General features: G+C 69.4%; 22 protein-coding genes and 3 pseudogenes. 11 read left to right on the forward strand and 14 right to left on the reverse strand.

Annotated elements, in window-relative coordinates; all coding sequences use genetic code 11:
- The first annotated feature begins 421 nt into the window (after positions 1–421).
- Both ACFY0D_RS28675 and ACFY0D_RS28680 read left to right on the forward strand, forming a co-directional pair.
- Entirely contained in the window at positions 422–1,783 is a 1,362-nt protein-coding gene (locus tag ACFY0D_RS28675; protein ID WP_390800914.1) for a hypothetical protein, read from the forward strand.
- A 753-nt stretch (positions 1,784–2,536) separates the two neighbouring features.
- A complete protein-coding gene (locus tag ACFY0D_RS28680) occupies positions 2,537–2,836 on the forward strand; it encodes a hypothetical protein (RefSeq protein WP_390800915.1) in 300 nt (99 codons plus the stop codon).
- A gap of 369 nt (positions 2,837–3,205) precedes the next feature.
- Here the strand turns inward: ACFY0D_RS28680 and ACFY0D_RS28685 are convergent, their stop codons facing one another.
- Together ACFY0D_RS28685 and ACFY0D_RS28690 are read right to left on the reverse strand one after the other, a co-directional pair.
- On the reverse strand, positions 3,206–3,634 hold the full coding sequence (locus ACFY0D_RS28685; protein ID WP_390800916.1) for a DUF4240 domain-containing protein: 429 nt from the start codon (positions 3,632–3,634) through the stop codon (positions 3,206–3,208).
- Between the two features lie 870 nt (positions 3,635–4,504).
- The gene (locus ACFY0D_RS28690) at positions 4,505–4,909 is read right to left on the reverse strand and encodes a hypothetical protein (protein ID WP_390800917.1); all 405 of its coding nucleotides are present in this window, start codon (positions 4,907–4,909) and stop codon (positions 4,505–4,507) included.
- A 305-nt stretch (positions 4,910–5,214) separates the two neighbouring features.
- Between ACFY0D_RS28690 and ACFY0D_RS28695 the strand changes: the two genes are divergently transcribed.
- Positions 5,215–6,480 carry a hypothetical protein gene (locus tag ACFY0D_RS28695; protein WP_390800918.1) on the forward strand — a complete coding sequence of 422 codons (1,266 nt, stop codon included), beginning with the start codon at positions 5,215–5,217 and terminating at the stop codon, positions 6,478–6,480.
- Positions 6,481–6,707: 227 nt separating this feature from the next.
- Positions 6,708–8,291 carry an ISL3 family transposase gene (locus ACFY0D_RS28700; RefSeq protein ID WP_390800919.1) on the forward strand — a complete coding sequence of 528 codons (1,584 nt, stop codon included), beginning with the start codon at positions 6,708–6,710 and terminating at the stop codon, positions 8,289–8,291.
- A 33-nt stretch (positions 8,292–8,324) separates the two neighbouring features.
- Here ACFY0D_RS28700 and ACFY0D_RS28705 read toward each other — a convergent pair whose 3' ends face one another.
- The gene (locus ACFY0D_RS28705) at positions 8,325–9,050 is read right to left on the reverse strand and encodes a DUF4241 domain-containing protein (protein WP_390800920.1); all 726 of its coding nucleotides are present in this window, start codon (positions 9,048–9,050) and stop codon (positions 8,325–8,327) included.
- A 604-nt stretch (positions 9,051–9,654) separates the two neighbouring features.
- Between ACFY0D_RS28705 and ACFY0D_RS28710 the strand changes: the two are divergent.
- Positions 9,655–10,748 (forward strand): annotated as a pseudogene (locus ACFY0D_RS28710) (transposase).
- A 98-nt stretch (positions 10,749–10,846) separates the two neighbouring features.
- Here the strand turns inward: ACFY0D_RS28710 and ACFY0D_RS28715 are convergent.
- From ACFY0D_RS28715 to ACFY0D_RS28725, 3 genes are all read right to left on the reverse strand, one after another.
- Positions 10,847–11,344, reverse strand: coding sequence for a hypothetical protein (locus ACFY0D_RS28715; protein ID WP_390800921.1), 498 nt, complete (start codon positions 11,342–11,344; stop codon positions 10,847–10,849).
- 272 nt (positions 11,345–11,616) lie between these two features.
- Positions 11,617–12,510, reverse strand: a complete 894-nt coding sequence (locus ACFY0D_RS28720) for an IS982 family transposase (RefSeq protein ID WP_390800922.1) — start codon at positions 12,508–12,510, stop codon at positions 11,617–11,619.
- Positions 12,511–12,565: 55 nt separating this feature from the next.
- Positions 12,566–13,324, reverse strand: a complete 759-nt coding sequence (locus ACFY0D_RS28725; protein ID WP_390800923.1) for an alpha/beta fold hydrolase — start codon at positions 13,322–13,324, stop codon at positions 12,566–12,568.
- Between the two features lie 101 nt (positions 13,325–13,425).
- On the opposite strand from ACFY0D_RS28725, the gene ACFY0D_RS28730 reads away from it, so the two are divergent.
- A complete protein-coding gene (locus tag ACFY0D_RS28730; RefSeq protein ID WP_390800924.1) occupies positions 13,426–13,845 on the forward strand; it encodes a MarR family winged helix-turn-helix transcriptional regulator in 420 nt (139 codons plus the stop codon).
- Positions 13,846–13,882: 37 nt separating this feature from the next.
- A pseudogene (locus ACFY0D_RS28735) lies at positions 13,883–14,011 on the forward strand (IS5/IS1182 family transposase); the annotation flags it as partial.
- 84 nt (positions 14,012–14,095) lie between these two features.
- Here the strand turns inward: ACFY0D_RS28735 and ACFY0D_RS28740 are convergent.
- Entirely contained in the window at positions 14,096–15,088 is a 993-nt protein-coding gene (locus ACFY0D_RS28740) for a 3-oxoacyl-ACP synthase III family protein (RefSeq protein WP_390800925.1), read from the reverse strand.
- Positions 15,085–15,996 carry an SDR family oxidoreductase gene (locus tag ACFY0D_RS28745; RefSeq protein WP_390800926.1) on the reverse strand — a complete coding sequence of 304 codons (912 nt, stop codon included), beginning with the start codon at positions 15,994–15,996 and terminating at the stop codon, positions 15,085–15,087. The genes ACFY0D_RS28740 and ACFY0D_RS28745 overlap by 4 nt, the downstream gene beginning before the upstream one ends.
- A 562-nt stretch (positions 15,997–16,558) precedes the next feature.
- Here ACFY0D_RS28745 and ACFY0D_RS28750 point away from each other — a divergent pair.
- From ACFY0D_RS28750 to ACFY0D_RS28760, 3 genes are all read left to right on the forward strand, one after another.
- Positions 16,559–16,759 (forward strand): hypothetical protein, encoded by a 201-nt coding sequence (locus tag ACFY0D_RS28750; RefSeq protein ID WP_390801028.1) that lies wholly within the window; start codon positions 16,559–16,561, stop codon positions 16,757–16,759.
- A gap of 351 nt (positions 16,760–17,110) precedes the next feature.
- Entirely contained in the window at positions 17,111–17,614 is a 504-nt protein-coding gene (locus ACFY0D_RS28755; protein WP_390800927.1) for a hypothetical protein, read from the forward strand.
- A 267-nt stretch (positions 17,615–17,881) separates the two neighbouring features.
- Entirely contained in the window at positions 17,882–18,031 is a 150-nt protein-coding gene (locus tag ACFY0D_RS28760; protein WP_390800928.1) for a hypothetical protein, read from the forward strand.
- Between the two features lie 25 nt (positions 18,032–18,056).
- On the opposite strand, the gene ACFY0D_RS28765 is transcribed toward ACFY0D_RS28760, so the two are convergent.
- The 4 genes and pseudogenes from ACFY0D_RS28765 to ACFY0D_RS28780 all read right to left on the reverse strand — a co-directional run bounded on the left by ACFY0D_RS28765 (position 18,057) and on the right by ACFY0D_RS28780 (position 21,132).
- On the reverse strand, positions 18,057–18,383 hold the full coding sequence (locus ACFY0D_RS28765; protein WP_390800929.1) for a GYD domain-containing protein: 327 nt from the start codon (positions 18,381–18,383) through the stop codon (positions 18,057–18,059).
- A 617-nt stretch (positions 18,384–19,000) separates the two neighbouring features.
- Positions 19,001–19,288, reverse strand: a pseudogene (locus ACFY0D_RS28770) (HNH endonuclease); the annotation flags it as partial.
- Between the two features lie 135 nt (positions 19,289–19,423).
- The gene (locus ACFY0D_RS28775; RefSeq protein WP_390800930.1) at positions 19,424–19,882 is read right to left on the reverse strand and encodes a hypothetical protein; all 459 of its coding nucleotides are present in this window, start codon (positions 19,880–19,882) and stop codon (positions 19,424–19,426) included.
- Between the two features lie 815 nt (positions 19,883–20,697).
- Complete coding sequence (locus ACFY0D_RS28780; RefSeq protein ID WP_390800931.1) at positions 20,698–21,132, reverse strand: hypothetical protein; 435 nt, start codon at positions 21,130–21,132, stop codon at positions 20,698–20,700.
- A gap of 190 nt (positions 21,133–21,322) precedes the next feature.
- Here ACFY0D_RS28780 and ACFY0D_RS28785 point away from each other — a divergent pair, with 190 nt between their 5' ends.
- On the forward strand, positions 21,323–21,475 hold the full coding sequence (locus ACFY0D_RS28785) for a hypothetical protein (protein ID WP_390800932.1): 153 nt from the start codon (positions 21,323–21,325) through the stop codon (positions 21,473–21,475).
- A 424-nt stretch (positions 21,476–21,899) separates the two neighbouring features.
- Here the strand turns inward: ACFY0D_RS28785 and ACFY0D_RS28790 are convergent, their stop codons facing one another.
- Positions 21,900–22,235: a helix-turn-helix domain-containing protein gene (locus ACFY0D_RS28790; RefSeq protein ID WP_390800933.1), complete on the reverse strand. Its 336-nt coding sequence runs from the start codon at positions 22,233–22,235 to the stop codon at positions 21,900–21,902.
- Positions 22,232–22,591 (reverse strand): tyrosine-type recombinase/integrase, encoded by a 360-nt coding sequence (locus ACFY0D_RS28795; RefSeq protein ID WP_390800934.1) that lies wholly within the window; start codon positions 22,589–22,591, stop codon positions 22,232–22,234. The genes ACFY0D_RS28790 and ACFY0D_RS28795 overlap by 4 nt, the downstream gene beginning before the upstream one ends.
- Positions 22,592–22,686 lie beyond the last annotated feature (95 nt).

Raw genomic sequence — 22,686 nt, forward strand, 5'->3', positions numbered from 1 at the left:
TCGGAGATGGGGGCCGAGGATTCCGAGCACATGAAGGTCGTCCACCGCTGGCTCGCTGGCGAGATGGTCGACAACACCGTCGGCATCAAGGTGACCGGCGGCCCGTTCGACGGACGGACCAAAATCGTCCAGCTCGACCAGAACGGGCTTCCGCCCGCACGCCTTCGTGCCCGCAGCGGCTGGGGCAGCCACCTGGAAACCCTGCTGCCTGGCACATCTACGAAGCCGTCCCGGCCCCCGATACTGCCGTCGGCTGGACCTACGAATACGCCGGAGCCGACACGACTGACGCTTCCACCGAGGGTCCCTCAGACGCCCACACGGCTTGACCAAAGGGATAGGGGCACCCCCCGGGCCTTCGCCGTGCTCTGTGGCCCCGGGAGTGCAACACTGGCGCCCCGGATGACCGTGGGCCAGGCGGGTGGAAGTCATCTCCGGCATCGGCTTCCTCGCGCCAGGCTCCACCCACGTGCGGACCCGAGCGGCCCGGCAGATCGCGGTCGTGTTCTGTCACGGCATGCCGGGCCCGGTCATGCTGATCGAGGGCGATCAGTGGACCCTCGGCGAGGTGGACGGCGAACGGGCCCGCTGGGATTCCGCCCATCCCTGGTGGCCCGAGATGCCCGAACCGCTGTTCGCCGGAAGCCGCTTGGCAACGGGACCACATCCCTTTCGCAGCAACGTCCAGGGCCCCGAGCTCGTGCCGCCGGCCGTCTCGTCGGAGCCGCAGCTGCCGCGGCAGAGGGCAGCCGTGTTCGACAAGCCGGCCCACAGGCTCATGGTCGGGGACTACCTGCAGATCCATGCCCTGCGCCACCCGGAGTGGGACATGCGCATCGACGAAGGATTCCACCGCGTCGAATGGATCGGCCACCTCACCGGGGACGCCCTCGCCGGAGCGCTGAACGATCCTGACGGGGCGCGCGGCCGCCTCACCCTCGCCTCGGTCCACGGCCTGTCCGGCATCCTCGTACTGCCCGAGGTCCCGGTATCCGTCCTGATCCAGCCCAACCCGGAGCGTCGCCGCTCCGACAAGGACGAGGCCTGGCACGAAGGTCCCTTCTACGAGCTGACCGGTGTCACCGAACCCGACCTCACCGAGCAGCAGCACGCCGATGCCGGTCTACGGCCGGAGCCGCCTGGGTCCGAGGCCGCGCTGTACCCCAGCAGGTTCAGCAGCCCCGCCCAGCGGGCTCTGCACCTGGACGGCAAGACCGGCATCCGCCCCGTTGCGGCCTCCCGCCTTCCCTGGCCGCATGACCTGTTCAAGTGCCCCTACGGTGAGCGGGCGAAGGCCCTGGCTGCCACCTACCCCGACGGCCACGGCAAGACCGCCCGCGCCGAGCTGTTCACCCGGCTCGACGAGCAGGCCTTCGCCGCCTGCCCCTACCAGCAGGCCGACGACTGGAGGGCCATCGCCGAGGCCGTGCTCACCTTCGCCCGCGCCGAGCCCGACAGCGACGAACAGGACCGGCTCTACCACGCCACGCACCTGAGCGACCGCGACCGCGCCTGGTTCCGCTCCCTCATCGGAGGGGGTCACATCTGGTGGGACACCGGACGCCAGAACCTGACGAACGGCCAGCACCGCCTGTGCGCACTGCGTGCCGCCGGCGTCGCAGTGATTCCCGTCTACGGCCGGCACCTTCCCGACCACGACGAGACCACGACGAGACCACGCCGTCCCAGGACGCTCAGGCACACGCCAGGCGCACCGTGGAGGACTTCTGGTCCGCCCGCGTCACCGCCGTCCTCAAGCCGGGCCTCCTCGGCACCCACCTAGCCTGGCTGCTCGCCCGCTACCTGCGGCTGCGTGCCCTGCTGTCGAAGAGCGAGTAGCGCGCTACGCCCCGGGCGGCGGATGAACGCGTGGTGGCGGGTTTCCTGGCCGAACGGGCGGCGGCCGGTGGCCAGGCCGGGTCCGGCGGAGTGTGCCCCCGGACGCAGCGCACGGGGGGACGCGGCGTCCAGGGGGACTGCCCGCCAAGGTACCGCGCCATCCAGTCGCTTATCGCACATATCGGGGAATCGGGTCGCGTAGCGGGGCGCAGCGCGGATCGTGCGCAGTCTGTCCGCGGAGTCGGTCACGAGGACGCCGGATCGGCCACGACGGACCTGGCGCCGAGGACCACGAAACCCTGTCCGCAGTGCTGCGGTACGCCGAGGACTTGGACTGGGGCAGCATCGACGTGAACGAGGACGAGGAGGATGCGGCCGAGCGCGTGATGTTGAAAATGGTGTGCGCGGCGCTGCCGATCTGACGGGTCGCCCAGGCCGGAACGCCGCCGTGACGCGCACCAATGCGGCCGCCCCAATGAGTTCTGCAACTGAACCGGCAGCTACTAGACCGAGCACGCACCAATGCGCCCTCCCTCCAGGGATGCTGTGGGTGAACCGGCGAGGGTGAGGGCCTTGGCGACGACGGCCTGTGCGACCCCGTCGGGGGTGCGCGGGCCGTCGTCGTGTCTGTGGGTACCGGGAAGTGAGCTACCCGGGATCTCCGGTGACGACAGGCCCTCAAGATCGTTGGCAGGGTATGGACAACATCAAGCGCGTGACTGCCGCCATCGCACTGGCCGGCGCGGCCCTGTCCCCGTCCGCTACCGCCCACGCTGCTGAACCTCCCCCCTTCTTCGAGGAGAGGAAGTTCGTCGAGACCGAGGTCATCCAGGATGATCACGTGGGTAACGGACACCACTCGACCCACTCGCGTATCGAAGAGATCGTCGATCCTTTCCGCGGAGAGGCGATCATCTTCGACGACGAAAACGGCAAGAAAACGATCGAGGAGTTGCCCGACGGTGAAGTAGTGCGGGAGGACTTCAGGATCAACTAGGTGGCCGCCTGAACCCTGCTGGAGGCCGCCACGGCGATCCGGGAGAACACCGAAGCCCGGCCGTTAAGGGAGCCGGGACGGTGTCACTGGGTCGACCCCGACCAGTTCGAGAACGACGACCTGGCCCGCACCATCGTGCGGGCGCTGGCCGAGGCGCAACTCCACCAGGAAGAATTCGACCTGCACGCGAGAGGGCCAGACGCAAGTACCGACGCGCTCCTGAAAGTCGGCAACACGGATCCCGCCGCCGGCGGACCGCTCTCGGCCCTGATCAATAGGCGCTGCTGGCTCTCGGTTCTGGCACACATTCCGTGAGGATGATCAACGGCGACAACGCTGGAGCTGGTCACCATCCGCAGGCCATGCCGTTCAATCAGCCCAGCCCTCGGTGTTCGAGTACGACTCGTAGGAGTAACGCGTGTCGCGGTCCCACTCCTCCCCGGTGATGCGTCTGTAGGCCCGGTCTGGTGTGTAGAGCAGGCTTTCGGCCCAGATGAGGTCGGTGGCGTATGGAGTGAAGGCCGCAGGGTCTTCGAGGATGCTGTCGAATTCGGTGCGGCCGGCGGCGACGACCGCGGCACGGGTGTAGAGAAAGGCGTCTCCGCCCAGGTCGTGCCCGTACTCCTTGCGGTCCAGCCGGTAGAGCGCCCATGACAGTTGTTCGGCAAAGCCGGTGACCAGCGACAATGGAGACTGGGCAAGCCGCTCGGTGAGGGTGTCTGCAAGGAGGTCGGCGTCCGGATCAGGATCCGTTGGCCTGCAGTCCTCGATGAGCTGCCAGAAGGTGTCTTCGTTCATGCTGGTGAGCATGTCGCAGGGGTCTGACATTGATACTCGTAGCGGGTTCCGGTGGTCGTGGCTCAGGGTCTGACTGACGTCCTGCTGGGCTGTCCTGCGACTGTTCTGTCCGGCTGCCGGGACCCGCTCTCCATGGCTCCGGCCAGGTGGAACATGACCTGACAGGAGCTTGGCCAGAGGCCTCCTCAATGTCCTGTCTGACCCACCCGGTCGGCGTCACCGCAGGCCCGGGAAGGCAGCTGACAGGATGACAGTGACGATCACGCCCGCCACCGAACTCTCGAGGCGACCCGCTCCCCGGCGACGACGGCGTACTGCCGACGGGCGGTCGCCGGATACGTCGCTCCCGTTGCCAATCCAGTGGCGGCCGAGGTCGAGGGATTCCGCATGCAGGACGTCCGGCCCCGGGGCGGTGTTCGACTCCCGGCCGACCAGGTTCGGCTAGGGGTTGAGGAACACCGGAGGGCTCAGCGCACGTCTTGACGTCTCGATGTTCGTCGTGCCCTGACCTGCAACGCCTCAAATCTGCAAGGGCGCTCTGCCGGATATCTGTACGCCCCTCCGCGAGCGGCTCCTACGCTGGATCACCTGCACCCACCCGACACAACGGACACCGATGGACACCCTGAGCAAGCGCCAGCAAGCGCCAGCAAGCGCAACCTGGATTGCCGACCGGCTCGCGCCGGATCTGGCGCGGCGGCCGCCTGCCCGACTGAGGTTCCCCCACCTGCCAGTGGAAGGGCAGCAGCCGCGCGCCCGGACAGCGCGGGCGACCGCCTGTACCGGGTCGGTGAGGCTCGGTGGGAAACGGTGAACCGGACCCCTGAACTCCGCGGCAGCCACCCCGGCCTGGCCGGACGGGGCCCAGGACTACTCGTCGTTGTTCAGGCGGGCGATGTCCGCGGCGTACGCGGCGGTGCGGACCGCCGCGGTACCCGACACGAACAGGCCGGCACCTCCGATGGCGAAGGGGAGAGAGAGCAGCAGGCCGGCGGTGATCGGGCCCCAGTCGCGCGCGCCGTCGCAGGTGTCGCCCTCGTCCACGAGGTAGGACTCGCGGAGGTATCCGGTCTCGTGGAAGGCGCGGGACTTGCACTCGACAGCACCCCGGTGGCCGTCGACGCTGAAGGGGAACACGAGCAAGTACCCCAGCCACAGCCAGATGAGTACGGCGACGGCCATCAGGCCACGGCCCCAGCCCTGTTCGCGCAGCCCCCGCACCCGGAACTCCGTGTCGTACGCCTGGGCCGCTGAGTTCATAGGGGTGACGTTCATACGGGTGAATCTAACCGAACGGTTGACCTCGACTTCGGGGTGACCCACTGGGCTCCTGGTCCAGGAATCCTGAGCGCCTGGCTTCCGATACCGTCCGACGAGGCCCATGCCGGGCCGGACAGCGGCCGAGCGGATCGGCGTGAGCGTGACCACCGTGAGGCGGTGGCGCAGCAAGGCATCCCCGCCGCCTTCCCCGGGGACGTGACCCGGCTCCTGGCGAGACCGCAACTGGTGCCCGGACACCGCGTATTCTCCGAAGTGATCTTCCCCGTCCGCCTGACCCGAGCGAGGTCCCTTTGCGTCCTGTGCGGCCGTTAGCGTTCGCCCTGTCCCTGGCCGTCGGCCTGCTCGCCGGATGCGGTCCAGCGCCCGACGACGCGAAGTCGAAAAGCAGCACCTCCCCGGGGGCCGCAGCGCCTTCGGCTCCGGCGAAGCGCACCCTGACACCACACGACCCTCCGCAGTGGTTCGACGCGCGCGGGCAGGTGCCCCTGCCGGAGGCGGCCACGAAGGGGCGGACCAACCTGGCCGGGCAGGTTCGCGGCGGCGGCGAGGACCTGCCGGTGCTCCTCCACGAGGCCCGGGCCTTCGTCGTCTCCCCCACAGGCGTCCAGGTCGTCGACCTTGCCGACGGCCGTACGGTGGGCGAGGAGGCAGCCGGCGGCCAGGTTCTGCGCCAGGACACCGACGGGTTCATCCTGCCGCCGGTCCTGGCCGGCCGCGAAGTCCTGGTTCCGTTCCTGCTGACGGTGCCCGCCTCCGGCACCCACACCGCGGGCGCGATGATCGAGCTCGTCGCGGTGAGCACTGCGCCCCCGTACAAGGCCGCCTGGCGGACGACCGTCAAACTGCCCGAGTGGGCACTCAACTCCCGCACGGTGCAGGCCGCGGCCATCGGTGCGGAGAACGGCACGGCCGTCGTCACCGTGACGGGCGGCGACGACGCGGTGTCGTACGGCATCGACACCGCGGCCCACTCGGTGCGCTGGACGCAGCCCGGACTGGAGGCCGTCCAGGTCGGTGCGGGCACGGCGGTGGGCCTGCTCCACATCGAGCCGCTCACCTCCGCGCCGCTCGGGGTCGATCTCGTCACCGGCACCGAGAAGTGGCGCGGGGGGAAGACCTACGCCGCGATCATGAACAGTGCCGGGCCCGGCACGGTCCGGGTCGCGGGCCCGCAGGTCGGCGAGAAGGGCGACCAGCTGCTGGACGTGACCAGCGGGAAGGCCCGTGCTCTCATGCCGCCGGGGATGCGCGCGGTCGACTGCGCCTACGACCGCGCCGCGACGCTGGTGTGCACGAAGGGGTTCGCGGTCGTGGCGGTGGACGCGGCCACCGGCACTCTGCTGTGGTCCCTCAAGGACGGCGATGCCGGACGCACTCCCCCGACCGTGACCACGGTGTGGCACGGACAGGTCTACGGCCGTGGAGCAGGCGGCCCTGTCGTCCTGGACGCGAGGACCGGCGCCGACATGCCCACCAAACCGGAGGCCGTACCGCTTCTCGTCAACGAATACGTCGGGCTGGTGCTCGACGACAACCACCTGTTCAGCTATCCGGCCGGTGGCTGAACGGCCACGGCTGCTGGCGCCCCTGCGGGCCTGGCTATGCCGATGAGTGAGGGGTTCTGGCACAGATCTTGGGGAGTCATTGCGGAGCGTCACCTCATTGTTCGATTGCGAGGGAATGGTTCGGGTGAGACCGCGTACGCCTTGCCCTCCGACAGCCGTAAGTGACGCTCCCTCAGGTACCTTCCGGACGCTGCTCAGGTCGGTTGTGGACGGTGATGGTGCTGGTCATGCAGACCGATGCACCGTTCTGGGACTTGCTGGTGTTCGCCGGGATCGACGATGTGGACGTCGAGGCGGTGAGGGCCACGTTCGGCACAGTCGAGGTGGTAGCGAGAGGCCGCTCGACCGGCTCTACCTGTCCGGACTGCGGCCGCTTCTCAGAGCGAGTCCACGACCGGTACCAGCGCAGGCTGCAAGACCTTCCCCTCGCTGAACAGGGCTTCGTGATCCGGCTGACGGTCCGGCGCTTCATCTGCGGAGGGGCGGACTGCCCGCGCCGGACGTTCGCCGAGCCGTTCTCGCGGCTTGCCGCTCCGCACGCACGGTTCACCATGCGGCTCAACCATGCCCTGGAGCGAGTGGGGCTCGCGCTGGCCGGGCGGGCCGGGGCTCGGCTGGCTGCCCAGCTGGGCTTCGGTGCGGGACGGATGACCTTGTTACGCAGGGTCATGGCATTGCCTGATCCGCAGTTCAGCACGCCGCGTGCGCTGGGCGTGGACGACTTCGCGATCCGCCGCGGTCAGACCTACTCCACGGTCTTGACCAGCGTCGAAGACCATCGCGTGGTCGATGTGCTCCCGACCCGTGAAGCCGGGCCGCTGGCCGCCTGGCTGATCCGCCACCCCGGCGTGGAGATCATCTGCCGGGACCGGGCCGGCGCCTACGCCGAGGGCGCACGCCGCGGCGCCCCCAACGCTCTGCAGGTCGCTGACCGGTTTCATTTGTGGCAGGGCCTCGGCCGGGCCGTTGAAACCTGCGTCGCCGCCCACCGCGACTGCCTGCGCAACCCATCGCCAAGCGGCATGCTGCCGGAGGCCATTCCCGGTCGACCACAGGACGACTCGGAGCCCGTCGGTCGACGCGCCGAGCGGAAGAAGGCAGCACACGCCCTGGTTCACGAGCTCCTTGCCCAGGGCCACTCACGCCGCGCGATCGCCCGGCACCTGGGCTGGGGCCTCAACACCGTCCTCCGGTACGCGAACGCCGCACGCTGGCAGGACACCTTCCGCGAGAACCGAACCCGACCCAGCAGGCTGGATCCCTACAAGTCCTACCTGGAGAGGCGATTCGCCGAGGGATGCGCGAGCGTCACCCACCTCCACAGCGAGCTCGTTGCCGACAATGCACCCGTTACCTACCAGATGGTCCGGTCCCACATCGCCACCCTGCGCGTGACTCCGGCCGGCGCACCGCCGCGGCCACCGACGGTGCGGCAGGTGACCGGTTGGCTCACCCGACACCCCACCGCGCTGAGCGAGGACGACCGCGCGGGCCTGAAGGATGTCCTGGCACGCTGCCCCGAACTGGACACCGCAGCCGGACACGTCCGCGACTTCGGCGAGATACTCACCGACCGCCTCGGCTCCACACTCCCCACCTGGATCGATGCCATCGACGGCAGCCAACTACCCGGCCTCACCGGCTTCGCACTCCACCTGCACCAAGACCTCAACGCCGTGATGGCCGGGCTCACTCTCAACTGGAGCTCCGCCAGCATCGAGGGCGCCGTCAACCGCATCAAGAAGATCAAGCGCCAGCTCTACGGCCGAGCCGGATTCGAACTGCTCCGCAAGATGATCCTGCTGCAGTAACGCCTTGCAGAACAAGCAGAGGCAGCAGCTGCATCAGGCTTTGGTGCCCGGCATACCGCTGGTGACGACGATCGCGGCCACGTCGCCGGTCGCGGTGCGGCCCAACCAGACGATGCCGCCCGACTCGGCCCCGAACGTGACCAGATCGGCTTGTTGCGACTCGTCGCGTACCCGCTCGCACCATCCGGGCAGCCGTTCGGTGTCGCGCGGCACCGGAATGCCGTCCTTGAATGCGCGAAATGGCGCGGACAAGGTCGTCCACGCACCTGCGTCGGCGAAACAGCCGACATTGGCGTCGGAGTAAAACTGGGGTTCCTTGCCTGGCTGAATCCGGTCGATGTCGTCTTCGACCCCCAGGCCCATCTCCCACCCGATCACAGGGTCGTCGCTGAGACGCAGGCGCGTCGCGGCACACTCAACGCCATCGAAGTACTCGCCGAAAAACTCGTACGGGCCCGCCGTCCAGGCGATCTCCACTCGGTAGACGCCCGGGGGAATGCTCACCGCCAGCTCCCGCGGGGGCCTCGTCGGCAGCCCTCGTTCATATCTCGAGACGTCGTCATCGTCGAATGGAGCATCGACGACAAGACGGCCGCTGGGTACACGAATAGTGGTCACCTCCTCGATCCCTGTCACAACGATGGGCGTTGTCGGATCGTCGTACACCGTCCCCAGGTAAGCACCGGGGGTGAAAGCCGTCTCCAGGTACCAGGCGGCCTCAGGCCCAGCTGCCAGCCGCGCGTCCCCAACCCACTTCATGTCTCACCCCTCCTCGCCGCCCGGCCGGGCGGTCAACCGAAACCTACGTGGGCCCGCTGACATCGGCACTTCGCCTATCGTCCTCGCGAGTGCCCTGCAATCGAGCGAAACCGTCACGGTTCGTGATCGCTCCCCAAGATCTGTGTCAGAACCCCGAAAAGGAGGACATAGCCACCGGTCCTAATTCGCATCTAGCAGCACCGGTCCTCTCAGCCGGCCGGCGTGTTGTTCCAGTGCCGAGGGTGAGGATGCTCCGGCATATGGCGTGGTGACGGCCGGCCGGAGTCGGGCGGAGACCTATGTCGTTTCGGGTCCTGGAGGCCTCACCGGAGACCGGGTCACGTTGATCTGGCCGGTCGTCATCACTCAGCTCTCGTTCACTCGTTGGTGTTTGTGGTGCGAGCCCGTCGCAGGGTGACCTCTTGATCTGTGCGAGCCCGTTGAGCTCCCGCAGCAGACCGAGGCCCGCGCGGTGCGCTGGTGTCACGAACAGCTGGTGAGGTGGCGGTCCGGCCCTCATGGCCGAGGCCTGCAATTAGAACGCTGCGTGGCCAGCATGCGCTCGTGACCAGCGCAAACATCGAGCCTTCCGGGGAGGGACCACTTGATCTACTGCGGAATCGACTGGGCCGAGAAGCACCACGACGTCGTTCTGGTAGACGAGGCCGGCCCGTTGCTGGCCAAGAGCCGAATCACCGACGATGCAGTCGGCTACCGGGTGCTGCTGGACCTGCTTGCTGAGTACGAGAACGTCCAGGACGAACCCGTCCCGGTCGCGATCGAGACCAACCGCGGATTACTCGTCGCTGTCCTCCGAGCAGGTCCACGGCAGGTCTACGCGATCAATCCGCTGGCCGCCGCCCGCTATCGGGACCGCCACTCTGTCTCCCGGAAGAAGTCCGACCTCGGCGACGCCCTCGTCCTGGCGAACGTCCTCCGCATGGACCGGCATGCTCACCGGCCTCTGCCCAACGACTCCGACCAGGCACGCGCGGTCGCCGTCCCAGCCCGGGCCCAGCAGGACGCCACTTGGAACCGCCAGCAGGTCGGCAACCAGCTCCGCTCCCTGCTCCGCGAGTACTACCCCGCGGCCCTGACCGCCGTCGCGCACTGGAAGAACGGCCTCTTCCGGCCCGAAGCCCTCGCCCTGCTCAAGGCAGCTCCGACCCCCACCGACGCGGCCCGCCTGACCCGCCCCCAGATCGCCGCAGCGCTCCGGCGTGCCGGCCGCCAGCGTGGAATCGAGGCCGAGACCGAACGGCTCCGGGAGATCTTCCGAGCCGAATGGGCCCACCATCCGACGCTCGTAGAGAGCGCCCTGGGACAGCAGATGCTCGCACTGCTCGTCCAGCTCGAAGCCGCCTGCACCGCAGTGGACGATCTCGCGCAGGCAGTGGAGAAGGCCTTCCTCCAGCACGAGGACGCGGAGATCATCCTGAGCTTCCCCGGGCTGGGAACCCAGCTCGGAGCCCGTGTGTTGGCCGAGCTCGGCGACGACCGAGACAGGTTCGCCGAGCCCGCGGCCTGAAGGCATAGGCGGGGTCGTCACCCATCACCCGGGCTTCCTGCAAAAAGTCCGGCATCACCCGCCGCCCGATCAAGAACGACCGGCTCCACCACTGCCTCCAACACCGAGAACGGTTCGACGAACACACGGCCTTCGCAACCGCGGTCGTGCAGGTCGCACAGGCAGCGTGAGGCGAGAGTCAGGGACCGTATTCAGCGAGAGTTGGCATTGGCCTTGGCCTTTCTCGACAATGCGACCCTCGACGACGCACACGTCGGCCTAACGATCATTACCGCTTTCCCCGCCGGAGTCCGAGGTCGGCGACGCTCTGTTCGTACTGGGCCGCGGCGGCAGCGTCGCGGAAGTCCACCTTGTGCCACCGCGCAACGTCATAGCCGTCGCTGTCATGCCAGGAGCGTAAGGCTTCACACAGGGTGTTCCAGGTGTCACGGATCCGATCGAGGCGCTGTTCGTCCTGCGTGCATAGCTCGGCCTCAGACGGCGGAGCCCATACGAGAACTTCCATAGGGCCCGAACGGCTGCGGTAGGGCTTCCGGAAGGGGGCGCGGATGTCCCATTCCAGTTGAAGAACGAGGCGGGACATCACCCGGGCAAGCGCCCCAGCCGTACGGTGCTCTTCAGCCTCAGCACCGTGAGCGGCCTCCTGTGCTTCCAGCCGCGGCATCAGGAACTCGAAGATCGCCCAGGCGTCATCTTCCGTGATGTCGGAGGCGTGGTGGAGCATGCGCTCCGGCATGCCCGCCGGATCGTCCTGCTTGATGGTCATCTCCGCCGCGCCCCCAAGAGGAACACTGACCCGCACACGCCAAGGTGCTCCGGAGCAGGTTAATCGTCTCGGCTCCGATCAGGCTATCCGAGGAGTTTCGACGGGGCTGGGCGCCGTCGGAACGACCTTCTTGGCGCCGCATTCGTCGCCGCCGGACGCCGTCAACTTGGCGCCTGGCTTCGTGAGGTGTCTCCGGTGAAAGGTCGCGCCCGCCCGGGTGATGCGCTCGCGGTTTCCCTCCCTGGCCTAGACGAGCAAGTCCGAAGTCCTGGTCAGTGGTCGTAGGCGATCAGTGACCGTGCGATTGGTGTGCCGTTCCGGCGGTTGTGCCAGATGGCTGGGGTCAGGGCGAGGATGCGTTGTCCGACGCGGGCCAGGACTCCGGCTGGGGTTCTGGCTCCGTGGCGTTCGAGGTCGGGTTGGCCTTTGAGGGTGTCGTTGACCGACTCGGTCAGTTGCCTGATCGGTTTGAGCAGGTGTTCGCCGGGCCGGGGCTTGCGGTTGCGGTAGCTGGGCCGTAGCAGGGTCAGGCCGTGTTCGGCCATGAAGGCGTCCAGGTGCCTGGAGACGTAGCCCTTGTCGCCGATGACCGTCTGCCCCGGATGGGTGGCCAGCAGGTCGACGTCCTGGGTGAGCATGCCTGCCAGGAGGTCGCGTTCGTCGCTCTTGGGGTTGGCCGGGGCCCAGGCGATGGGCAGGCCGCCGGGTGTGCAGATCAGGTGCAGGCGCAGGCCCCGGAAGAACCGTGAGCGTGAGGGGCGGTAGGAGTAGGCGGCCCAGCCGGCCAGGTCGGAGCGTTTGACGGTGGGCCGGGAGCGGGCGCACTCCACGGGTGTGGAGTCCACGATCCAGACGTCGTCGTGCCACAGGTCCGTGTCGCGGGCGAGGGTACGGATGAACCTGCTGATCAGTGTGTTCGCTGCCCGCAGCCGCTTGTTGTAGCCGGACTGTTCGGGCAGGTAGGGGAACTCGGCCGCCAGATGGGCGCGGGCGAACCGCAGCCAGCGGGCCTCCGATACGAACCCCAGAACGGCCTGCATGACCGCGAGCGTCAACAGTTCGGCATCCGTCAGCCTCGGAGGACGCCCTGATCGCCGCGTTCCTGCCGGAGAGTCATCGACCCTCACGTACAGTGCAGTCGCGAGGGTCTCCAGGTTTGTCGTCACAAACGAACCAACGAGACCCTCGCTTCATGCGCCCGAAGACTTCGGACTTACTCGTCTAGGGCGTGGTGAACTCCGCGACGGCTGCGAGCACCGTCTCCGGCGTCTCCAGTTGCGGGAGGTGTCCGGTGTCGGCCAGCGGTCGGAAGACGGCGCCGGGGATGGCGGCTGCGTACGCCTCGCCGTAGCCCAGCGAGGCGATCCGGTCGGCGGCGCCCCAAGCCACCAAGGTGGGCACGCGGGTCGCCGCCAGCCGCCCGGCCAGCGTCGGGTCGGCCATCTCCCGGCCCGCATAGGTCGACAGTGTCTCGCGGTTGGCGGCCATCGTGGCGCGCTGGGCCTGGGTGAACCGGTCGGCGGCGGCGAGCGGGGAGCGGGCCGGGTCGTGGAAAGAGAGCGCGGCCACCTCGTCGGGGCGAAGCGCGAAGAAGTCGGCGAGCGGGTGGCCGGGCACGGTGATCCCGACGCCGTTGAGGATGACGGAGGCGGCGATCCGCCCCTCGTCCAGCAGGCCCATCTCGGCGGCGATCCAGCCGCCGATCGAGTTGCCCACCACGGTGACCCCGGTCAGCCCGCGCTCGGCCAGCAGCGCGGTGTACGCAGCGGCCAGCGCGCGGATGCCGTCCAGGGTGGCGGGGCGTGGGGTGCCGTCGAAGCCGGGATGGGTGGGGAGCAGTACCCGGGCGGAGTGGCGTTCGGCCAGGAGCGCGGCGAACGGCCGCATGGAGGTGGGCCCGGCGCCGCCGTGCAGCAGCAGGACGGGGCGGCCGGAGCCGGTCTCCTTGGCGGTGAACGGGACGGAGGCGGTGGCGTTCATGGGGTCTCCCGGGGATAACTGCGGCCACGCCGCTCACTAATCAACATGTTTATATAAGCAACCTTAGATCAGCAGGCTGGGTTTGCGCTAGCCTGAATCCCGTGACCCGGACCCCGCAGCAGGTCGCGCTCGCCGTGAAGCGCCTCCAGAACCGCCACCACCGCGCGCTGACCGCCGCCCTCGCCCCGCTCGGCGTCTCCCTCGTGCAGTGGGACACCCTCCGCCATCTGCACGCACACCCGGACGCCTCGCTGCACGACCTGGCTCAGCTCACCTTCCAGACCGACCAGGCGTTCGGCACCCTCGCCGCCCGGATGGCGGCCCGGGGCCTCATCGAACGCGTCCCAGGCCCCGGCCGGGCGGTCCGGCATGCCCTCACCCCGCACGGCGAAGAGATCCGGCAGGAGGGCGAGCGCCGGGTCGCCGCCGAGGTGGACCGCTCACTCGCCCCCCTCGCAGAGGCCCAACTCGACCAGCTCGGCGCGCTGCTGGAGCAGGTACTCGCGGCCGGGGAGAGCTAGCGCGTGTCTCTTTGACGGGTTGGTCAGTCGATCGGATATGTCTGCTCGATTAGTGATCACTGATGCGATGTGGGACCGGATCGAGCCGCTGATGCCAGCCGATCCGGGCTGCGGCCGACGGTGGGCCAACCACCGCCGCACCCTGGAAGCCATCGCCTGGAAGTACCCCGCGGGGGACAGCAGCACCCGTTGGGGAGCCGCTGTCGGGCCGGCGCTCCGGCCCGCTTCCGGGCATGCGAAGAGCCCCTTGTCACCAGCGCAGGAGCATCACTGCGGCGCTGGCTCCGCTGGCGAGGCCGAAGAGGGCGACCGTGTCGCCCGGTGCCAGACGGCGGTGGCGCACTGCCTGGGCGAGTTGGAGGGGCAGGGTCGCAGCGGCGGCGTTGCCGGTGTGGGGGAACGTGGGGATGATCTGTGCGGGTTCGATGTCCATGCGGGTGCGGACGGCCTCGACGAAGGGCACGGACGGCTGGTGGACGCAGACGAGGCCGAGCTCGCGGACGTCGACGCGCTGTTCCTTGAGCCACTGGGCACCCTGGGCGTCGAGGTCGTGGAAGGAGCCGAGCAGGGTGTCGGAGTCGATGTGGAGACCCTGGGGGTGGTCGGGGGCGTGGTGGGGGTCGTAAAGGGTGGCGGCGGGCCATCCTGCGGAGTTGGCCAGGAACACCGATCCGGTGATGCCCGGGGCAGGCGAGGCCTCCACCAGCAGGGCCGCCCCCAGGTCGGCGCCGGTCAGCGAGGTGAGTCCGGTGCGCAGTTGGTCTCGGGTCAGCTCCCAGCGGGAGAGGCGGGTGAGGGTTTCCCCGCAGGTGATCAGGACGCGGCGGTGCTGGCCGGTGCGGATGAGGGCGTCGGCGACCTGGAGGGCGTTGAGGACTCCGTTGCAGGCGTTGCCGATGTCGAAGGCCGGGCAGGTCATGCCTGTCTTCGCCGCGACGATGTGGGCGTTGGCGGGTTCGCGGACGTCCGCGCTGACGGCGGCGAACAGCAGCAGGTCGATGTCGGCCGGGGCCAGGCCGGCGGTGTGCAGGAGGCGGGCGGCGGCACGGGCGGCGAGGTCGGAGGGCAGATCGTCGGGGTCGGCGACGGCGCGTTCGTGCAAGCCGAAGGTGCGCTGAAGAAGGCCGGCGGGGAGGTTGAGGGCCGGGCTGCGCCGGCGGAGGAGTTGTTCGATCTCGCTGACGTGCTGGCGTCGGGCGGGCAGGTGGACTGCGGCGTGGGTGATGCGGCTGTAGGGGTTCACGCCGTCTCCTTCACGCGCCCGGGCCTTTCGCCAGGTTCGGGTTCTGGTGATGTGGCGGGTGCGGGGGTGCAGGGGTGCGGGGGTGCGGGGGTGCGGGGCAGTCCGGTGATGGTGTGCTTGAGGCGGTCGGTGAGGGTCAGCGGAAGCAGGGTGTGGAGGGGGATCAGGAAGCGGGCGTCGCGGCCGACGACGTAGCGGGGACGCGGCCGGCGGGCTGTCAGGCATGCCTCGACGGTGCGTGCCACCGGTTCGGGGACGGGCACCCGGCGGTCCACGGCGGTGAAGAGGCGTGTGGTGTTGTCGTATCCGGGGTTCGCGGGGTCGCGGAGGGTGTCGAGGTCGGTCAGGGCACGGCTGAGCATGGGAGTGGAGAACGCGCCGGGTTCCACCAGGCTGACGCGGACGCCGAGGTGAGCGGCCTCTACGCGCAGGCAGTGGGTGAGGGCCGAGAGGGCGTGCTTGCCCGCGCTGTACCAGGCACCCATCGGCCAGGGGACCCGGCCCAGGCCGGAGGAGATGTTGACGATCCGGCCGCCGCCGCGGGCGGCCATGGCCGGCAGGACGAGCCGGCACAGCCGAGCCGGACCGAGCAGGTTCACCTCCAGCAGGTGACGGGCCTGTTCGTCGTCCACGTCGGCGACCGCGCCTGCCTGCGGGATGCCGGCATTGTTGACCAGCGCCCACGGACCACCACCGGTCATCTCGGCGCACTCCTGCAGCGCCTGGCGGCAGGACGCCTCGCACGCGACGTCCAGCTGAACGGTGCGCAAGGCCAGGCCCGCCTCGGCGGCATCCGCCACGAGGCTGCGGGCCTTGGCCGTGTCGCGTGCACCGGCGATCACGTCCCAGCCCGCGCCCGCCAGACGGAACACGATCACCCGGCCGAACCCACCCGTCGCCCCCGTCACCAGCACACTCCGCCCACCCGACCCTGCCACCAACACCCCACGCCCTTCCCAGCCCGACTCGCTGCGCCTCGACCCGCAGGCCGCGCCGCGCCCCGCACCAGGACAACGACACGTCCCGGTCGGGGTATCGGTGGTCGGCGTGCGTGCGGCGCGGTGATCGTCATGCGCCGCTGGTCTCGCCGAGCGCGGCCACGCCGGCCCAGTGGCTGTGGTCGCGGTCGGGTAGGTGCCGGTGCCCGCCCCGCTGGAGGTGGTGTCCTCCAACCGGGCCTCATCAAGCTGGGGAAGTCCCGCTCGATCCGGCGCCTTCGCGGGACGACCACGTTCAAGGGGTTGGGGTCGTCTGACTGGTGGGGCGAGGCTGGGGGGGGCAGGGTGCGGGCGAGGAGTGCGTGGGCGGGTTCGGTACTTGCGGCCGCTGCGGCGGTGGCGGCTGCAGCGTCGGCCGTGGTGACGAACTGCGTGACGGACGTGGTGCCGGGATGGGCCAAGGAGCCGTGGGTGGTGTGGCCGGTCTTCAAGCCGGCTTCTTCGCCAGCTCCAGCGAGGCACCGCGGGCCGGATCCGCAACCGGCGCGTCAACGAGCGCACAGACGACGAAGTCGACCTCAGGGAGATCGTCAAGAGCTACGACACCCGCAGCGAGTACCTGATCGTCGAGCCCGGGGAACTCGACGACACCGCACCGGGGCGGTCCAAGGGCCTGGAGGGGTATGGCCAAGATGCGAGCCAAAGGGGCAATGAATTGATCTTGAAGCCATGAGTGCCCCGTCCCGTCACCCGTTCGGCTCGGTGTCGTTGGTGTGGGCCCTCCGAGGGCCGCCGAAGACGACGAACGACGATGACCACCCGACGGCAGGTGAGTCAGGTGTGTGGCCCTCGGACCAGGGGCGGAAAGCGGGCCCGCAGACCCAGGGCAAGACGTAACACTCCTGCACGAAGAAAGCTCCCTACCTGCGGTTTCCCCACAGCCATGCGCTTTCGTTGCTTGCATTCAGGCCCGATCCATCCTGTCAAGTCACGGCTTTCAGCGACATGACGGGATAGGTCACCATGGCGCCTGCTTGAGGAGAACGAGGCCCCCTCGCCGGACACGAACCTTCAAGGAGCAGTCATGTCGCACGACCTTCACATTCAGCCCGCCGTCCGCTCCAAGCGGCGGATCTCGCGCTTTGTGATGGCCGCGACCTCGGCGGCCTTCCTCTCCGGGGCCATCGTGCTGCCGGCCTCCGCGGCGACCATGCCCTCGGTCCGGCCCGCGACCGGGAGCATCCTCGCCGGCGCCGCCACCGTTACGTACGGCGACGACAGCAGCGGCGACGCCACCGGCCCCCCCGTCGGCGACGAGACCGTTACGTACGGCGGTGACAGCTCCACCTACTACGGGCCGGGCACCTTTGCGCACTTCGGTGACGAAAGCGTCACCCCCGTCGGCCTCGTGGGCGCCTCGGGCGGCAAGGGCCCTACCAACTACGACCCCAGCAACCCCCACCGCACTGGTTCTGGCGGTGCTTACGGGTCGGAGACGTGCGAACACGGTTATGTCTGGCGTGGGAGCTATGACGGCGACAGCTTGTGCGTCACGCCGACAGAGCGCGACATGGCCCAGAACCAGTAGGGCCGGCTGATCGACAGCGGAAACGCGAAGGCCCCGGTCCGGGATGATGTCCCGGGCCGGGGCCTTCGCGTGCGTCGAGCCGGGGCGGGCGGGCTCAGCCGCCGCACTAGGAGAGGGCGCCGGACTAGCAGCCGCAGCCCGGGGATGAGAGCAGGACACCCCAGCCCCGCCCCGATGTGCTCGTTCGCCGGTCTCCTTCGTCCCCGCAGGTGGAGGCGGCCACATGCAGGCCCACTCCTTCCCGTCAAGCCGACCGCCGGGGGCGGGGTGGAGCCGGCCGAGTACAGCACGCGGATCACCACCGAGCAGCTGCGCCCGCTGCTCGGCCCCCTCCCCGGCCGGGACGAGGTGTGCGGCGAACCCCCGGCGCCGGCGCTCAGACCGCCGCCCTCGGGCAACCGGGCGCTGTCCCGCTGAGGCAGCAGGTTCTGCTCGCGGGAGGTTACCCGCCAGGAGCCCGGTACTGGATTTGCTGGGTCCTGCGCAGGGCATCCAGCGTTTCGTCGACGCTCAGGAGAACGGTCGTCTCGAACGAGCTGAGCGCGCCACCTCCGCTGATCGCCAGAGCAACCGCGGCCATGGACACGTTGTCCGGAGCTTCCCAGAGGTTGTAGCCGTCGTGCGTGCCGAAGGCGTACCAGAAGCCGTGGAGCTTTCCACCGACGGATTCGATGTACCTCTGAGCGGCCTTCGCGCGATCCTCCGGGTGGACGGTCAGCCTCGCCCAAGTCTCCGGTGTGTAACTGAACCTCGATAGATAGAGCGGCATCGTGTGTCTCCCTTTCGTCCTGCCCATGGATGCCCGCGCCGGGTGGGAGAAGGGACGGGTTGGAACGCGGTTCGCCCGAACAGTCGGGGACGATGACCGTCAAGGCCCAGGGCGAATGGGTGAGCAGGCTGCCTGCCCAACCGCTACGAGGGCTGCAAGCACTGGCACCTGTCGTACTGCGCCGGGTCGCGGGGCAGCGCCGTAACGCCTCGGACGGCAGTCGGCCTGCATGCGGATCCCACACGACGAGCCGTCGAGGACCGGGTCCCCATGCAGTCGCGGCGCCACCAGTTGCCCTCCAGCCGGGGCGAACCGGCACGCGCGGCTTGCCCGCCGGGGTCCGTGACGGTCGGCGGGCCAAGCGTGACCAATGCGTCTCCTGCGATCGGTCCAACAGCCCTGTGTCCTTCCGAGGTCGGACCCACGGTGGCCCGTCCTCACCCCTTCGCCGCTCTCACCGCCGGAAGGACAGCACCAACCCGGCAAGTCGTCGGAATCCCGTGGCCGACGCGGGACGTTCGGCTGCTCACCCGGCCGCGCGGCGGACGGCCCCGAACCGCGACATCGCTAAGGGCCGCCACCCCGACGAGGTGGCGGCCCTCGGCCGCGGGCAGGGCCTACGGTGCAGGGGTGAACTCCACGTCGGTACCGCCGCAGCCGGCCGCGATGTCCAGCAGGCGGTCGCGTTCCAGCTCGTCCGCTGCGAGGCCCCAGCGGAGCTTGGTCGCGGTCCACTCGGCACCGTTCCGGCACAGCGCATCCGGCGCCGGCGGCAGCCACTCGGCCGGGTCCTGGTCGGCCTTGCTCCGGTTCGAGCGGGCTGTCACCGCGACCAGGGAGGCCGGCTGGCCCTGGTCGTTCGCGTACGCCTCCCGACGCGCCGCTGTCCAGGCAGAGGCGCCAGCCGGCGGGGAGCGTCATTCGAATCGCGCGGTATCCCTGTCTGGTCCCGGTGGTTGAGGGGTTCGGGCCGGCCTGCCTGTTGGTGCGGTTGTGGTTGTGGCCCTGCAGGAACGCGAGTGCCCCGGTTTCGATGGGTGTCAGGAGCGAGTGCCGGCCTCGCTCCGCTTCATGTAGCCGTCAGGAGGACACCCCGCGTCCGGGTCCTCTGTAGGGCACATGCTGGGATCCTCTGTATCTCCGAAGTCCCCGTAGAGGTAGACCCAAACCGTGCACGTCGGATCCTCGGTGAAGGACAGCCGAAGATCATTGCCGTGTGTGGCGGTCTCGTCGGGGATGTTGAGGCCGTCGCCTTTGGGGCCGGCGTAGAAGGCCCATCGGCCGTTGGACAGCTTCTCGGGGTCGGCGCAGTCAGCCATCGCTTTGACCTTGTCGAATCCCGTTCCAGTGAAGGTGTGTTCCTTCGAGAAGGTCAGGGACGTCCCTGCTGGGCTGGTCCACGTCCCTACCAGCTGCTCCTGCGGAATGTCCGCCGCGTGGATGGCCGCGCCGTACCCGCAAGACGCTGTGAGAACTACCCCGGTTACCGCAAGAACCATCGCCCGCCATCCACGCATGTCCGCAGACCTCTCCCCAGAGATTGGATGTCCGGCCTGTGGCCGCACCTCAGCATATTTGAACATGCTCAAAAATGCGGCTTCCCCCGGGGTAGCCGCAAGCGACACCTCCCAAACCGGCCGTATGGCGCGGCTTCGACCGGTGGTCAGCGCGGCGGGGCGGTCAGACGGGCTTCGAGGTAGGCGGTCCAGTCGGTGGAGGCGCGTCGTCGCCAGTGGGCGGCGGTGACGGGGTGGAGGCCGAGCATCGGCCCGAGGACCGCTGGGGGCAGGTCCTGGGCCAGGGCGACGAGGGCGGTGGCGCGGGCGGGCCGACTGGGGATGTGGTAGGCGGCCAGACGGCGGCCGATGACGGTGGCGGAGAGATGCTGCCCGGGACGGTCTCCGGGGAACAGCCAGTCCTGGGAGGAGTTCGCCGCCCAGTTGGTGTCGGCGCCGGCATGTCCCTAAGGTCGGCCAACAGGCTGGCCAAGGACGCGGGCAGGGGGATGGGGGGTGAGATCGAGGGTCAGGAAGGCGTCCTCGCCGACGGTGCTTACGGCGTGGGTGGTCAGGGCGGCGATCCGGGTCAGGTGCTGGCCAAATAGCAGGAGCACGGCCCCGGCTCCGCGTACGTCGAGGGGCAGGTCGGTGTCGGTAGGGCACTGGTGGAGAAGTTCCCAGTGGGAGTCCTCGTCCAGGCTGACCGGGTCCCTTTGGGGCCAGTGGGCGACGTCGAGGGTGCGGGCGTGGCCGCGGCGGGTCGCCCAGACGATGAAGTCCCGAACCGTGAAGCGTGTGCCCGGGTTGATCGCGAGTCAGGTGTCGACATCCTGCTGGGTCACCTCCCGCAGGAGCCGCCCGTGCGCGGCCATCGCGGTCAGGAACTCGGCGGCCCGGTTGATCCGGGAGTACGCCGCGCGGACCCGGCCGAGGAACCCGCCGCCGCGCAGCCGCTCGTGGCGTCGGGCGCGCGGCAGCAGTGACCAGCGCACGTAGGAGCGGAGCAGTAGGGCGTGCTCGGGGTACCGGGCGGCCCGGCCGTCTCCCGCCGTGGCGTCAAGGTCGAGGTGGGTGAGCGGCCGGCCCGTGGCTACGAGGTCGGCGAGCAGACGCGCGGAGTGGGAGTTGCGTAGCCAGTTCAGGACGGTGCCGGGTTCAGGGCACTCGATCAGAGCTGCCCGCATGTGCGCGTACGCACCGCATCCGTCGTCCGGGACGGTGGAGAACAGCGTGCCAAGACGGTCGCGCACCGCGCATCGGTCGCAGACCCGTTTTACCTGGTAGGAGCGAGGCTCGGCGCAGCGCGGGCAGGCGTGTGGGTCCGCGTGCCCGTCGCATGGCCCGCAGACTCTGCGGCTGTCGGTGCGAGCGATCAGCACGCGGCGCTGGCCACAGGCCGGGCACAAGCCGGGCCGGCGCCGGGCCTCGCGGTAGCAGGGCTTGCAGACTGGCCCGAGCGGCCACCGGGCACACACCGGTGCGCTGATCCTGCACAGCGCGCACGGCACCGTCGGCCGTGGCCGGCAGTTCGCGCACGGATCCATGAACGAGCGATTCCCGCAGGAGGAGCAGGCCCGGCCCGCCGACAGCTGATCCCGGCGGCATGGTCCGCAGGTCTTGTGACTCGGGCGGGGACGGGCTTCTCCACAGGTGGCGCAGGGGCCGACGTCGGACTGTGCGGCCAGGATGCCCTCGCAGCCGAGGCAGACTCTGCCGCCGGGCACCGCCCGGCGCAACGGCCGGACGCGACCACACCGCAGGCAGGATGGCGCCTGGACCCCAGCGACACCGAGTTCGGTGAGGAGGGTGATGAGTGCCTGGACCGATCGCGGAGCCAGGGACGCCCCGCTGACCAGGGCGTCGGGGTGAACTGCGAGGTGGGCCCGGATCCGGCCCCGAGCCGCCGGGGTCAGCCCGACCACAACCCGAGCCGCCTCGTCGGGCGCGAGGTCGGGCAGGAACCGGGTGACCCGCTCCGCGAGTTCCTCCCACGAGGCCGGAACGGGCACTGGGCCGCTCACCGCTCACCCGGGCGCAGGACGCGAACGCGGCGGGCGGGAGGAGCCTTCGCCACGCTCGTGTTCTCGCCGGTCGCAGTCGGCTTCGCGACCTGCACATGGGTCTCGGCGACCTCGATCAGGTCCGCCGGGGTAACGCCGAGGATGCCGCATAGGGCGGCGAGGGTGTCCATCGACAGCCGCTGTGGGGGCTGGGTGACCAGCCGGAACACCTGCTCCCGTGAGAGATGCACCCCGTACTCGGCCAGCAGGGGCACCAGGTCGGTGGTCTGGTACATGTCCCGCTCCGCCATAAGGCGGCGCAGGTTCCACGTGAACCCCATCCTCTTCATCACCGCGGCAACACCCTTCCTTCAGCGGGTTCCAGGCGTTTGTGGAGCGCGGCCTCGATCAGCCGGTTGCGGTACTCGTCCGACACCCACGTGTACAGAGCGGTCGTCGCCGCGTAGGAGTGGCCGACCTGCTCCTGGACGAATCGCTCCGGATATCCGAACTCGATCAGGTGCGTGATGTAGGTGTGCCGCAGGCAGTGCAGGTCCAGCTCCGCGGGCAGACCGGCATGCTCGCGGATGTTGGAGAAGATCTCGTCGAGGCGCCGGCCTCCCAGCCGGCTCCGGCGCTCGGAGATCCACAGCGCCGGGTGACGGCCCGGGGAGAACCCGCCCCGCACTTCCTCGACCCACTCCTGCACGACCGGAACGATCCAGTCCAGCTAGTTGGCGGGGGGCGTCATTCGAAGCGTGCGGTATTCCCCCGATTGCGGTACCGCTCCCCTGGGCGGCGGAG

This window comes from Streptomyces sp. NPDC001502, from assembly GCF_042894785.1.
Taxonomy (GTDB): domain Bacteria; phylum Actinomycetota; class Actinomycetes; order Streptomycetales; family Streptomycetaceae; genus Streptomyces; species Streptomyces kutzneri.

Excerpts from the sequence above, each read along its gene's own strand:
- ACFY0D_RS28680 (WP_390800915.1), top strand. The coding sequence starts at position 2,537 with ATGGACAACATCAAGCGCGTGACTGCCGCCATCGCACTGGCCGGCGCG.
- ACFY0D_RS28685 (WP_390800916.1), bottom strand. The coding sequence starts at position 3,634 with ATGAACGAAGACACCTTCTGGCAGCTCATCGAGGACTGCAGGCCAACG.
- ACFY0D_RS28690 (WP_390800917.1), bottom strand. The coding sequence starts at position 4,909 with ATGAACGTCACCCCTATGAACTCAGCGGCCCAGGCGTACGACACGGAG.
- ACFY0D_RS28700 (WP_390800919.1), top strand. The coding sequence starts at position 6,708 with ATGCAGACCGATGCACCGTTCTGGGACTTGCTGGTGTTCGCCGGGATC.
- ACFY0D_RS28705 (WP_390800920.1), bottom strand. The coding sequence starts at position 9,050 with ATGAAGTGGGTTGGGGACGCGCGGCTGGCAGCTGGGCCTGAGGCCGCC.
- ACFY0D_RS28715 (WP_390800921.1), bottom strand. The coding sequence starts at position 11,344 with ATGACCATCAAGCAGGACGATCCGGCGGGCATGCCGGAGCGCATGCTC.
- ACFY0D_RS28725 (WP_390800923.1), bottom strand. The coding sequence starts at position 13,324 with ATGAACGCCACCGCCTCCGTCCCGTTCACCGCCAAGGAGACCGGCTCC.
- ACFY0D_RS28755 (WP_390800927.1), top strand. The coding sequence starts at position 17,111 with ATGTCGCACGACCTTCACATTCAGCCCGCCGTCCGCTCCAAGCGGCGG.
- ACFY0D_RS28765 (WP_390800929.1), bottom strand. The coding sequence starts at position 18,383 with ATGCCGCTCTATCTATCGAGGTTCAGTTACACACCGGAGACTTGGGCG.
- ACFY0D_RS28775 (WP_390800930.1), bottom strand. The coding sequence starts at position 19,882 with ATGGTTCTTGCGGTAACCGGGGTAGTTCTCACAGCGTCTTGCGGGTAC.